This window comes from Bartonella sp. HY761, from assembly GCF_026743145.1.
Lineage (GTDB): Bacteria > Pseudomonadota > Alphaproteobacteria > Rhizobiales > Rhizobiaceae > HY038.
Genome location: NZ_CP104887.1, coordinates 2,585,340 through 2,597,502, shown reverse-complemented (window position 1 = coordinate 2,597,502; position 12,163 = coordinate 2,585,340). Strand labels below are relative to the sequence as shown.

At 44.0% G+C, this 12,163-nt stretch carries 10 protein-coding genes; 1 reads left to right on the top strand and 9 read right to left on the bottom strand.

The genetic code is table 11. From position 1 onward, the window contains the following. Positions 1 to 44: 44 nt before the first annotated feature. The 6 genes from N6A79_RS11205 to N6A79_RS11180 form a co-directional block, all read right to left on the bottom strand. The gene (locus tag N6A79_RS11205; protein ID WP_268547585.1) at positions 45 to 623 is read right to left on the bottom strand and encodes a nicotinate-nucleotide adenylyltransferase; all 579 of its coding nucleotides are present in this window, start codon (positions 621 to 623) and stop codon (positions 45 to 47) included. A 29-nt stretch (positions 624 to 652) separates the two neighbouring features. Further along, complete coding sequence (locus N6A79_RS11200; protein WP_442784233.1) at positions 653 to 1,933, bottom strand: glutamate-5-semialdehyde dehydrogenase; 1,281 nt, start codon at positions 1,931 to 1,933, stop codon at positions 653 to 655. 9 nt (positions 1,934 to 1,942) lie between these two features. After that, positions 1,943 to 3,067, bottom strand: a complete 1,125-nt coding sequence (gene proB / locus N6A79_RS11195; RefSeq protein ID WP_268545998.1) for a glutamate 5-kinase — start codon at positions 3,065 to 3,067, stop codon at positions 1,943 to 1,945. 6 nt (positions 3,068 to 3,073) lie between these two features. After that, on the bottom strand, positions 3,074 to 4,087 hold the full coding sequence (gene obgE / locus N6A79_RS11190; protein WP_268545997.1) for a GTPase ObgE: 1,014 nt from the start codon (positions 4,085 to 4,087) through the stop codon (positions 3,074 to 3,076). 259 nt (positions 4,088 to 4,346) lie between these two features. Then, positions 4,347 to 8,096, bottom strand: coding sequence for a methionine synthase (gene metH / locus N6A79_RS11185; protein ID WP_268545996.1), 3,750 nt, complete (start codon positions 8,094 to 8,096; stop codon positions 4,347 to 4,349). 244 nt (positions 8,097 to 8,340) lie between these two features. Next, entirely contained in the window at positions 8,341 to 8,850 is a 510-nt protein-coding gene (locus N6A79_RS11180) for an MmcB family DNA repair protein (RefSeq protein ID WP_268545995.1), read from the bottom strand. Between the two features lie 269 nt (positions 8,851 to 9,119). On the opposite strand from N6A79_RS11180, the gene N6A79_RS11175 reads away from it, so the two are divergent. Beyond that, positions 9,120 to 9,815, top strand: a complete 696-nt coding sequence (locus N6A79_RS11175; protein WP_268545994.1) for a DUF1013 domain-containing protein — start codon at positions 9,120 to 9,122, stop codon at positions 9,813 to 9,815. 89 nt (positions 9,816 to 9,904) lie between these two features. On the opposite strand, the gene N6A79_RS11170 is transcribed toward N6A79_RS11175, so the two are convergent. The 3 genes from N6A79_RS11170 to N6A79_RS11160 form a co-directional block, all read right to left on the bottom strand. Continuing rightward, positions 9,905 to 10,651 (bottom strand): hypothetical protein, encoded by a 747-nt coding sequence (locus N6A79_RS11170; protein WP_268545993.1) that lies wholly within the window; start codon positions 10,649 to 10,651, stop codon positions 9,905 to 9,907. Positions 10,652 to 10,853: 202 nt separating this feature from the next. Continuing rightward, on the bottom strand, positions 10,854 to 11,204 hold the full coding sequence (locus N6A79_RS11165) for a hypothetical protein (RefSeq protein ID WP_182417709.1): 351 nt from the start codon (positions 11,202 to 11,204) through the stop codon (positions 10,854 to 10,856). 73 nt (positions 11,205 to 11,277) lie between these two features. Continuing rightward, complete coding sequence (locus N6A79_RS11160; protein WP_268545992.1) at positions 11,278 to 11,985, bottom strand: glycine zipper domain-containing protein; 708 nt, start codon at positions 11,983 to 11,985, stop codon at positions 11,278 to 11,280. Positions 11,986 to 12,163: the final 178 nt, after the last annotated feature.

Genomic DNA, 12,163 nt, shown 5'->3' with positions numbered 1-12,163 from the left:
TGTAATTGGCAAGATAAATTATTAACCAATGCCTTATCAACTATTTAGCTTTGGCGCAATTGTGTTGACGAAAGGCTTGAGCGTGGGCCGTGGATAAAGGTCCATGCAGGTGGTTTCATCAAAGCAAGGCCGCTTGCTAAGCGTTCATCAATACGGTTTTGGGCAAAGCGCCGTGCCGTCACTGATGATAGAGCTGCAATGGTTGCACCCGGCCTATCAATAATTGCAATGGGGATTTTACGAGCTATATCTTGCCAATGCTGCCAAAGATGGAAGTTTTTTAAGCTATCTGCTCCCATAATCCAAACAAAATGCACACCGACATTACGTTGCAAAATGTGATTGATGGTATCTGCTGAAAAACGTGTTTCAATCGCCTGTTCAAATGCTGTTACTTTAATATGTGGATCAGAGATGAGCCCTTCACTTAAGCCTACCCGCTCACTTAATGGGCGCAATTCCTTTTGGCTTTTTAGTGGATTGCCCGGCGTTACCATCCACCATAGTTTGTCAAGGCGCAGCCGTGTTATTGCAATATCGGCCACTAAAACATGCCCCTTATGCGGCGGATTGAACGAACCACCATAAAGGCCGATAATATTGCCTTTTTCCGCATGAGGCATTTTCAAATAATGATCGGCTAGCTTGTCGCTCAAGGTCTTATTTGCCCTTTGCCCAATACATGATATTGAAACGAAGTCAGCTGCTCAACACCAATTGGCCCACGTGCATGCATTTTACCCGTCGCAATACCAATTTCCGCACCAAAACCAAACTCACCACCATCGGCAAATTGCGTCGAGGCATTGTGAATTAGAATGGCTGAGTCGATGCCATTAAAGAATCTTTCAACAATTTGAGGATCTTCAGCAATAATAGCTTCGGTATGATGCGATGAATAATGTTCAATATGGTCAATCGCTTCATCAATGCCATCAACAAAACGCACCGACAAAATCGCATCAAGATATTCGGTTGACCAGTCCTCATCAGTTGCTAGCACTGCCTTATCAAATATTTGCAATATTTCAGTGCTGCCGCGAATTTCACAACCTTTAGCAATAAGATTATTAAAAATAGCAATCAATGCTTGCACGTCAAAATGGCGATCTACCAATAAGGTTTCAGCTGCGCCACAAATACCAGTACGGCGCATTTTTGCATTAAGCACAACCTCATTAGCAATATTTTTATCGGCGGATTTATCAATATAAATATGGCAAATACCTTCAAGATGAGCAAAGACTGGTACTCTTGCTTCATCTTGCACGCGCTTAACAAGGCTTTTGCCACCACGTGGCACGATCACATCAATTGCACCATTAAGACCTTTAAGCATTTCGCCAACTGCAGCACGGTCGGTTGTCTCAACCATTTGCACTGCATTTTGTGGTAAGCCAGCCGCTAACAACCCTGCTTTAATTGCTTGATAAATCGCATTTGATGAATGAAAAGAATCCGAGCCACCACGCAAGATGACGCAATTGCCAGCCTTAAGGCAAAGGGCCGCCGCATCAGCGGTTACATTGGGGCGGCTTTCATAAATAACGCCAATAACTCCAAGCGGCGTGCGCACCCTTTGAATATGCAAACCATTGGGACGATCCCATTCATCAATGATGCTGCCAATTGGATCAGGCAAATCGGCAATCATGCGCACGCTGTCAGCAATGGCTGCTATGCGTTTTTCATCTAAGCGTAAACGGTCAAGCAATGCTGCCGACATGCCAGCTTTTGTCCCTTGCTCAATATCCAATTGATTGGCAGCAAGAATGGCTTGGCAATTATTAGAAATTTCATCTGCAATGGCTTTTAAAGCAGCGGTCTTTTGTTCCGGCAAGGCTGATTTTAGCGTGCGCTGGGCTTGCGTTGCTTTCACTCCCATATTAAGCATGGCACTGACAATATCATGATTTTGATGATGATCTGGCATTATATCCCCCTAATTATGCACAACCATATCATTGCGATGAATTATGGCAGAACGCGCATCATAACCCAAAATATCAGCAATTTCCGTGCTTTTATGGCCAGCAATGCGACGTGCTTCATCACTATCATAGGCAATTAACCCGCGAGCAATTTCGCCGCCATCTGGGCGCACAATCGCAACCGTATCACCACAATGGAATTGACCCGATACTGAAACAACACCAGCGGGTAAAAGTGATTTGCCGGCAAGCAAGGCGCGCACTGCGCCTTCATCAACCTGTAAAATACCCATTGGCTCAATCTGACCGGCTATCCATGTTTTCCACGCATTGACCGGGCGCTCTGATGGTTTAAAGAGGCTATAAGGAATACCCTCATCCAAAGCTTTAAGTGGATGAAGCCGCTTGCCCGAAGTGATAATCATTGCCGTGCCGGCGCTCGTGGCAATCTTACCGGCATCAAGCTTAGTTTTCATGCCGCCGCGTGATAATTCCGATGCCGCAACGCCTGCCATGGCCTCAATATCTGGGGTAATGGCATCAATCACTGGTAATAATTTAGCATTTTTATCTAAATGCGGCGGTGCAGTATAAAGCCCATCAATGTCCGATAGCAAAATAAGCAAATCTGCACCCATCATTGTTGCAACGCGCGCGGCTAGGCGATCATTGTCGCCATAGCGGATTTCACTGGTTGCAACCGTGTCATTTTCATTGATAACCGGTACAATGCCCAATTTTAGCAAAGTATTCATGGTGGCACGAGCATTGAGATAACGCCGACGCTCTTCGGTATCGTCAAGGGTTAATAAAATTTGCCCCGTGCGCAACTGGAATTTTTGCAATTCTTCATTATAGGCGCGGGCAAGTTCAATCTGCCCCACCGACGCAAAAGCTTGACTTTCTTCCAGTTTTAACGCACCCGATGGAATAGATAACAAGGTACGCCCCAAGGCAATAGCGCCAGAGGAAACAACCATAATTTCTGTGCCAGAGGCTTTGAGTGCGGCAATATCACTACAAATGGCGGCAAGCCAGTCTTGTTTAAGGCCAGAATTTGGGTCAACCAAAAGGGAAGAGCCAATTTTAACCACAATACGCTTATAGCTTGCTAATGATTGTTTGACCGCCGCCATCAAATTTTACGCCTCACTTGTTTCCTCAATGCGGCTCTCGTCGATGTTTTTCATCAACATGCGCAATGCACCTTCCAAACCTTCACGGGTTACACCTGATAGGGCAAGGACGGGAGATCCTACAGCCTTTGCAAGCTCCGACATTTTTTCAGCGCGTTCTTCAGGGGTTAAAATATCAACCTGCGACAGCGCAACAACTTCCGGCTTTTCATCAAGACCATTACCATAGGCTGCCAATTCATCACGAATGGTGCGGTAGGTTTTGGCAACATCTTCTTCGCGCGCTGAAACAAGATGCAATAATACGCGCGTACGCTCGACATGGCCCAAGAACTTATCACCAATGCCAACGCCTTCATGGGCGCCTTCGATAAGACCTGGAATATCCGCAATCACAAATTCACGGACATCAATACGGGCAACGCCAAGGCCGGGATGTAAAGTGGTAAAGGGATAATCAGCAATTTTGGGTTTTGCTGCGGTCACGCTAGACAAAAAGGTTGATTTACCAGCATTAGGCAAGCCAACAAGGCCAGCATCAGCAATCAACTTTAAACGCAACCATAAGGTGCGCTCTTCGGCATCTTGACCGGGATTGGCACGCCTTGGTGCGCGGTTAGTAGATGTGGTAAAATGTAAATTACCAAAACCGCCATTCCCGCCTTTTGCTAGGCGAAAACGCTCGCCAACACGAGTGAAATCGCAAATTAAGGTTTCATCATCTTCTTCAAAAATTTGCGTACCAACTGGTACTTTTAAAATAACATCTTCACCTTTAGCACCGGTGCGGTTACGGCCCATGCCATGCATGCCGGTTTTAGCCTTGAAATGCTGTTGAAAGCGATAATCAATTAAGGTGTTAAGACCTGCAACACATTCAGCCCAAACATCGCCGCCACGTCCGCCATCACCGCCATCGGGGCCGCCAAATTCAAGAAACTTCTCCCTGCGGAAAGAGACCGCGCCAGCGCCACCATTGCCGGAGCGAATATATACTTTTGCTTGATCGAGAAATTTCATGCTTTTTGCCGTTTACCAGTTTTAGAGAATAAGGATGAAGCAATTTTGTACCAACAAAATGCTTGAGATGTTTGACGAATGCATTTGAGCGATGGGAGCAAACATCTGCCATTGATAAAATGCTATAATTGAATTTTGCGCATTTTTCCACATAAAAGCGCAACTATTCGAATTAAATTGCTTTTTAGATGAAAAATAAAGGGCACCTTTACAGCGCCCTTTATAATTTACTTTGGCTTTAATAGATTGAAAACTTCAATTAAGCCGCATCTAGCTTATTAGGCATATAGTTTAAAATTGGCCCAAGCCAACGTTCAACCTCACCAACCGGCATGTTTTTGCGCGCAGCATAATCTTCCACCTGATCGCGCTCAACTTTGGCAACGCCAAAATAATAACTTTCTGGATGTGAAAAATAAAGCCCAGAAACGCTTGATCCTGGCCACATGGCATAGCTTTCTGTAAGCTCCACCCCTGTTGACTTGGTGGCATCTAACAAATTAAACAAGGTTCGTTTTTCAGTATGGTCTGGCTGAGCAGGATAGCCAGGCGCTGGCCGAATTCCTTTATAGGGTTCCCCTACCAATTGCTCTGGTGTAAAGGCCTCATCCTTTGCATAGCCCCAATAGTTTTTGCGCACTTCTTCATGCATACGCTCGGCAAAGCTTTCAGCAAAACGGTCCGACAAAGCTTTCACTAAAATAGACGAATAATCATCATTGGCGCGTTCAAAATTTTCGGCAAAGCTTTGTTCGCCATTACCAGCAGTTACCACAAAGCCACCAAGATAATCAGCTTTGCCACTTGTTTGCGGTGCAACAAAATCAGCCAAGGCAAGATTTGCAACATTTTCACGCCGGCTTAATTGCTGGCGAAGTGTATAAAAGGTTGCCAATTGTTCATTGCGTGTTTCATCAGTAAACAACGCAATATCATCACCAATTGTATTGGCTGGCCAAAAACCGATAACCCCTTTTGGGTGGAACCATTTTTCCTTGATAATTTTATCCAGCATATGGCGTGCATCATCATAAAGTTGGCGTGCCGTTTCGCCTTGCTTTTCATCTTGTAAAATAGCTGGAAAACGCCCTTTCAACTCCCAACTTTGGAAAAAAGGTGTCCAATCAATATAATGGGCAAGGTCAGCAAGATCCCAATTATCAAAAACCTTGGTGCCAAGAAATGTTGGCTTGGGTGGCGAATAATTTTGCCAATCAATCTTAAAAGCGTTAGCGCGTGCTTCTGCAAGCGGTAAGCGTTTTTTAGCCGCTTCCCCACGCTCATGGGCGCTCGCAACCTTGGCATATTCTTCTCGTATATCGCTTATTGTTGCGTCACGGCTATCAGGCGACAAGAGTGATGATACGACACCAACCGCGCGACTTGCATCAAGCACATAAACCGCTTGACTACGTTGATAACGTGGATGGATTTTTACCGCTGTATGAACGCGGCTTGTGGTTGCGCCGCCAATCAGCAATGGAATATCAAAGCCTTCTTTTTCCATCTCACTGGCAACATTGACCATTTCATCAAGCGATGGCGTGATAAGCCCTGATAGGCCAATGGCATCGGCCTTAACTTCACGGGCGGTTTCTAAAATTTTAGCTGCCGGCACCATGACCCCAAGGTCGATAATTTCATAATTATTACAAGCAAGCACAACACCGACAATATTTTTGCCAATGTCATGCACGTCACCTTTAACCGTAGCCATAACAATTTTACCCGCGCTTGAGCGAGTATTGCCGGATTTATCATCTTCCATATAGGGTAATAAAACCGCAACCGCCTGCTTCATCACGCGGGCAGATTTAACCACTTGTGGCAAAAACATTTTACCAGCACCAAAAAGATCGCCAACCACATTCATACCCGCCATTAACGGGCCTTCAATCACATCCAATGGTTTTGCTGCTTGTAACCGCGCTTCTTCCGTATCTGCCTCAACAAATTCTGAAATACCGTTGACTAGCGCGTGTTCAAGACGCTTTTCAACCGATAATTGACGCCAAGACATATCTTTTTCTTTAGCCGCTTGCCCGCCTCGGCCGCGATAATTCTCGGCCAGAGTTAATAGACGCTCAGTCGCGCCATCATCACTATTGAGCACAACATCTTCACAAGCCTTGCGCAAATCTGGGTCAATGGCATCATAAACTGCCAATTGGCCAGCATTGACAATGCCCATATCCATACCGGCAGCAATGGCGCGATAAAGGAAAACCGCATGCATGGCTTCACGCACCGGTTCATTACCGCGAAATGAGAAAGAAAGATTGGATACACCGCCAGAAATATGGACATGCGGCAAGGTGGCACGAATATCATGGGTTGCTTCAATAAAATCAACACCATAATTATTATGTTCTTCAATACCAGTGGCAACGGCAAAAATATTGGGGTCAAAAATAATATCTTGCGGCGGAAAGCCAACTTGCTGAGTTAAAATATTATAAGCCCGGGTACAAATTTCAACCTTACGCTCGCGTGTGTCAGCTTGGCCAACTTCATCAAAAGCCATAACCACAACGGCGGCGCCATAACTGCGGGCAAGACGAGCTTGCTCGATAAATTTTTCCTCGCCCTCTTTCATGGAAATTGAGTTGACGATGGATTTACCTTGCACGCATTTTAAACCTGCTTCGATCACTTCCCATTTAGACGAGTCGATCATAATCGGCACGCGGGCAATATCAGGTTCAGCTGCTAACAGATTTAAAAACTCATGCATAACGGCTTTAGAATCAATTAGCCCCTCATCCATATTAATGTCGATAATTTGCGCGCCGTTTTCGACCTGCGCCCGGGCAACTTCTAATGCCGCGCTATAATCACCTGCGGTAATAAGCTTTTTAAACCGTGCCGAGCCGGTCACATTGGTGCGCTCCCCCACATTCACAAATGGGATATCATCAGTTAAAGTAAAAGGCTCAAGGCCTGACAGGCGTAAACGCGGCTCAATTGTTGGAATTTGTCTTGGTTTAAATTCTTTAACTTTTTCAGCAATAGCGGCAATATGTTCAGGCGTTGAACCACAACAACCACCAATAATATTGATAAGACCATCCTTAGCAAAATTGGCGACTTGCTCCGCCATCGCTTCGGGGCTTTCATCATATTCACCAAAAGCATTGGGAAGACCAGCATTGGGATAAGCGCAAATAAGCGTATCTGCTACTTGCGACAATTCTTTTATATGCGGATACATAGCATGGGCACCAAGCGCGCAATTTAGCCCAAATGAAAAAGGCTGGGCATGGGCGAGTGAATACCAAAAGGCGGTTGGCGTTTGCCCAGATAAGGTACGACCAGACAAATCGGTAATCGTACCTGAAATCATAATCGGCAAACGGATATTCTTTTCAAGAAACACTTCTTCAGCAGCAAAAACAGCCGCCTTTGCATTTAATGTGTCAAAAATCGTCTCGATAAGTAAAAGATCCGAACCACCATCGATCAGTCCTCTAATCTGCTCGCCATAGGCAATGCGCAAATCATCAAAAGTGACAGCGCGATAGCCCGGATTATTAACATCCGGCGAAAGTGATGCAGTGCGGTTGGTTGGTCCAATAGCACCTGCAACAAAGCGCATTTTGCCATCATAATCTTGCGCGCGTAATGCTGCGCGGCGCGCAAGGCGTGCGCCATCGCGGTTAAGCTCGTAAACTTCCGCTTCCATACCGTAATCAGCTTGAGCAATTGAGGTTGATGAAAAAGTATTGGTTTCCAAAATATCTGCGCCAGCAAGGGCATAGCGATAATGAATATCTTCAATGGCTTTTGGCTGGGTAAGGGTTAAAAGATCATTATTGCCTTTTAGCAAACAATCACAACTTACAAAGCGGTGGCCGCGAAAATGTTCTTCCTCAAAGCTTAGACCTTGAATTTGTGTTCCCATTGCGCCGTCAAGGATAAGAATGCGCTCTTTAGCGGCTTTTTTGAGCATTGCAAGGCGATCATCCGTTGCCTTACCGCTTTCAAAAAGTGAAGAGAAAGATTCGCTCATAATACATGATCCTTGGTCGTTATCGGCGCATTGTTATAAAATAATAGGCTCATTGCTTAATCTTCGGCTTAAAACTTAAAGGCGCGAAGCTTGCAGTTTGGGTACGGACAAAGATTGTTTTGACAAACTCCTCCCTTGCCGCTCCACTTAAATGACATAAAGAAATCTTTATGTCAATAAAGAGGTGGTAAAAGGTAAGGGAATAAAAATCTTAAAAAACAAAGACCTTAGCGAGTTTTTATTTTCAGTCTGTATTTTCACAATCAAGCTGCTTTTGGTCAATGATTAATCCATCAAGTTCGGCGCGTGCTAATCGTGTGGCGCTAGCTCTGCCAAATCGCTGGATCACTGCTTTACGACGTGCGGCATTTAATTTGTGCTCTGGTGCTTCGCGCAGGACATGGCCGCCATAACTATCAGCAAGGATAAATCCACAATCTTCAGGAAATAAATCCATTGGCACGTCACTATGGGTTGCAAAAAACAGCTTATCACAAAATGCCCGATAATCAGGCCACTTATTATCGGCCTTTAAATCAGCAATGGAGGATTTGACTTCAATAATCCAAATTTCACCCTTTGATGACACCGCTAAAAGGTCAGCACGCCGACCATCAGCCAGCGATAATTCGCTTAAGGGTGCAAAGCCAAGGCTTAATAATAGTCGCATAACGCCGCGCCGCACAAAAAGTGCGCGTTCAGATTGTCGCCCGTCATCAAGTGGATGGTTTTTATGAAGATTAATGATTGCCATAATTTTCTAAAAATTTGAAAGCCGATTTAACGCATTTTTATAATAAATATTATGTTTTATAGGTAAGACGACAGTTATAAAATTTCAAGCGGTTGGTGTTATGAGCTTATATTGATGCTTTCTAAACTAATGGTACAAGCCGGTTTTATTGATTGCCTACTTGCCGCAAGATAAAAATCACTATATAAGGATAACAAATTTCCCGGAAAAAATGTGGCTTTTACCCACGTCCCGCAAAACCGGTGCGGGCGAACAGAAGGATTATATCTATGGCTAACCAGCTGCTGATGCCCAAGGCGACCGCCGTATGGCTTGTTGACAATACTGCTTTATCTTTTGATCAGATTGCTGCTTTTTGCAAATTGCATCCACTGGAAGTAAAAGCAATTGCTGATGGTGAAGCCGCGCAAGGCATTAAAGGTCTTGATCCAATCAATACCGGACAATTAAGCCGTGATGACATTAAACGTGCCGAACAAAATCCTGATTTACGTTTGAAGTTAGCTGATCCAAAAGTGCGTATTCCTGAAAGTAAGCGTCGCACAGCACGCTATACACCGCTTTCAAAGCGTCAGGATCGTCCAAATGCTATTTTCTGGCTTGTGCAAAACCATCCTGAATTAAAAGACGCACAAATTTCGCGTCTTATTGGCACAACTAAATCAACTATTGAGCAAATCCGCACCCGTACTCACTGGAATTCAGGCACTCTTGTTGCGCGTGACCCTGTAACTCTTGGTCTTTGCTCGCAGATTGATCTTGATATTGAAGTTGAAAAAGCTGCTAAAAATCGCCCTGCTGATATGCCACGCGATGAAACATTGTTGCCTGCATCTGCGACTGAAAATTATGGCTATGATCGCAGCCACGAAGAAGAAGAGCTTGATGCTGACAAGATCTTTGCAAAGCTTTCTTCCATGAAGCGTAAGGATGAAGACGAGGAAGAAGAAAACAATTCTTTCTAATTTGACATCATAAATTTCTATTTTAAAAAGGCTCGAATGCGTAATGCTTCCGAGCCTTTTGTTTTAAAAGCTGTTAAAATAATTTTATATTAGTGACCTGACGCTCGATTATCTAGTTGACTTAAAACAGATAAAGGCATTGCTCTTGCCGTTCCAAAGGTGATATTTTTTGCAAGGTTGGGAAATCTTGTATTCAAGATCTCTTTAAGCTTTTCATTGGCTGGATAAGGGAGAGACATGCCAATATATTGGCGATAAGAAACTTCAAACCCCTTTAATTCAATGCTTCCAAGATCTAGCCATTCATTTTCCTTTAGCTCAAAATAATTAGCGCCAAGAACGGGTTTAATGACCTCTGCAGTTTTTGTACCAAAAAATGTTTTTTCTGTTTCACCAATCCATTCGGAGTGTTGACCATTTGTAAAACATTTTACTTCGGTGATAACATAGCGCCCCGGCTTTAATACTGTAAATGAATCAATAATGTCTTTAGCATTTAATTTTTCTAAAGAAGCTTTTTTTGAGCCAAAATCTGGAAAAGTGGCCATTCTCTTTGTTTTATCCGTAAGGCCCACAACACCATAATGTCTACCGCTTGAAGAGAGAATGGTAAATTGGCGATAGTCGATTTTTCCGTCTATTAACTGTCGTACGCGAATACTCCCTGCTAAACATTCTCGCTCATATGCAAATACGCGAACAGTTGCTCGGCTTGCTTGGCTGTTTGTAAAATTGGTAATTTCGGTTACGGAGTAATCTTTACGAGCGCCGCATGAGGATATGATTACACCACAGGAAATAATACCAAGGGTATAAATTAGCTTTTTAAAAAACACAGCTTTTACCTTATATAATTGATTATTAACCGCAAATTATATGCGCTTTTTAAAGGGGCAAAATTTTGCTTGCCGCAAAGCGTAAATATTATGCGCTACTACTGAAAAATATAAACGGCGCTGCCAATAGGGGCTTGCTGTCTTCCCCATATTCTCAGCGCCGATATTTTTCTATAATAGAAATTAAACTTAACTGCTATTCTTAACCAGCATATTGATTAAGAGCACGCTGTAGTGAATTTACCTCTTGCTCAAGACGTAAAATGTCTGCTGCTGGTGTCGCGCGATTATTTCGTGCTGCACGAAGGCGAGCTTGTGCTTGATTATATTGCTGACGCAATTGGCTTGCCTTAGCTTGACGGCTTGCCGCAGTTTGTCTTAATTGGGCAGTCTGCTGTGTATAGGTTCCATTTGAAATATTGGAACGTGCACAATAATAGCCATCAAAACGAGCGTCCCCCGTACAAGAGCTTTGGCAACCAGTAAGGGCTGTTACGGCGCCTAACATGCCAATGACAACCAATGGAAAAAGTTTTTTCTTTAAACCAGTCATTTCTTACTTAATCCTTTAATAAAAAGCTGCCGATATGTGTCAAAATATCGACAAATCGGCAGCCGTTAAATTATTAGCTATCAGCGCGGCTTACAGCTGTTTGCATACGAGCCAATTGGTTTTTAAGCTGATTGCGCTGCGCGGTTAACTGGGCAACACGCTGCTTAGCGGCAGCATTATTGTTATTAGCTGTTGCTCGCTTCAAATCATTAAGATCTTGATCTGCCTGATCAACATATTGGCTAACAACCTTGACATTGCCGCGGGCGCTTTCAACTTGTTTGCGATAGGCTTCTTTTGACATTTGGCCGCTTGCAAGGCTTTTTTTGCTACTAGCAAGACGAGCGGTTTCTTCAGTGATAAGGCGACCAGTCAACCCATTGATTTTGCTGTAATGGGCAATGCTCTTATCAGCATTGGCAATAATTGCGCGCAAGTCACTTTGCTCGGCTGCAATGCCGCGGGTCTGCTGATTAACGCGGTTTGCATCTGCACCACCAATAACACCGCCACCAACGCCGCCAATAATTGCGCCGCGTGTGATTGAGCGGCTATCGCCACCAGCAATTGCACCAATTGCTGCACCTGCAAGCGCACCAACGACAGCACCAGTTGCAACACCTTGTACAATGCGGGTGCGTTCAGTTTGCTGTTGACGCAAAGCAATTTCCGTTGGGGTCATCGTTGATGGGTCAATTGCAGTTGTTGTATTGGTACAACCGCTTGCCAAAACTGAAACAGCTAAAAGACCTGCAACAATCCGCTTGGAAATAAATGACATTATATTCTCCTGTAATGACGATCTATATTATAACTTGCCTTGCTTCATGCCATTGCAGGAGCTGTATATGTTTTAAGCCAATTTTAAAATGATAGCTGTTATATTTAAACTTATGTCGCCATCTTTATAGGATAGTAGCTCAATTGGTCTAAATATTGGATATGTTCAAATTGATTAT

Bases quoted from the DNA above. Each gene is read 5' to 3' on its own strand.
- obgE (WP_268545997.1), bottom strand. From the start codon at position 4,087: ATGAAATTTCTCGATCAAGCAAAAGTATATATTCGCTCCGGCAATGGT.
- N6A79_RS11200 (WP_442784233.1), bottom strand. From the start codon at position 1,933: ATGCCAGATCATCATCAAAATCATGATATTGTCAGTGCCATGCTTAAT.
- N6A79_RS11205 (WP_268547585.1), bottom strand. From the start codon at position 623: ATGCCTCATGCGGAAAAAGGCAATATTATCGGCCTTTATGGTGGTTCG.
- N6A79_RS11180 (WP_268545995.1), bottom strand. From the start codon at position 8,850: ATGGCAATCATTAATCTTCATAAAAACCATCCACTTGATGACGGGCGA.
- N6A79_RS11160 (WP_268545992.1), bottom strand. From the start codon at position 11,985: ATGTCATTTATTTCCAAGCGGATTGTTGCAGGTCTTTTAGCTGTTTCA.
- N6A79_RS11175 (WP_268545994.1), top strand. From the start codon at position 9,120: ATGGCTAACCAGCTGCTGATGCCCAAGGCGACCGCCGTATGGCTTGTT.
- N6A79_RS11165 (WP_182417709.1), bottom strand. From the start codon at position 11,204: ATGACTGGTTTAAAGAAAAAACTTTTTCCATTGGTTGTCATTGGCATG.
- metH (WP_268545996.1), bottom strand. From the start codon at position 8,096: ATGAGCGAATCTTTCTCTTCACTTTTTGAAAGCGGTAAGGCAACGGAT.
- proB (WP_268545998.1), bottom strand. From the start codon at position 3,067: ATGGCGGCGGTCAAACAATCATTAGCAAGCTATAAGCGTATTGTGGTT.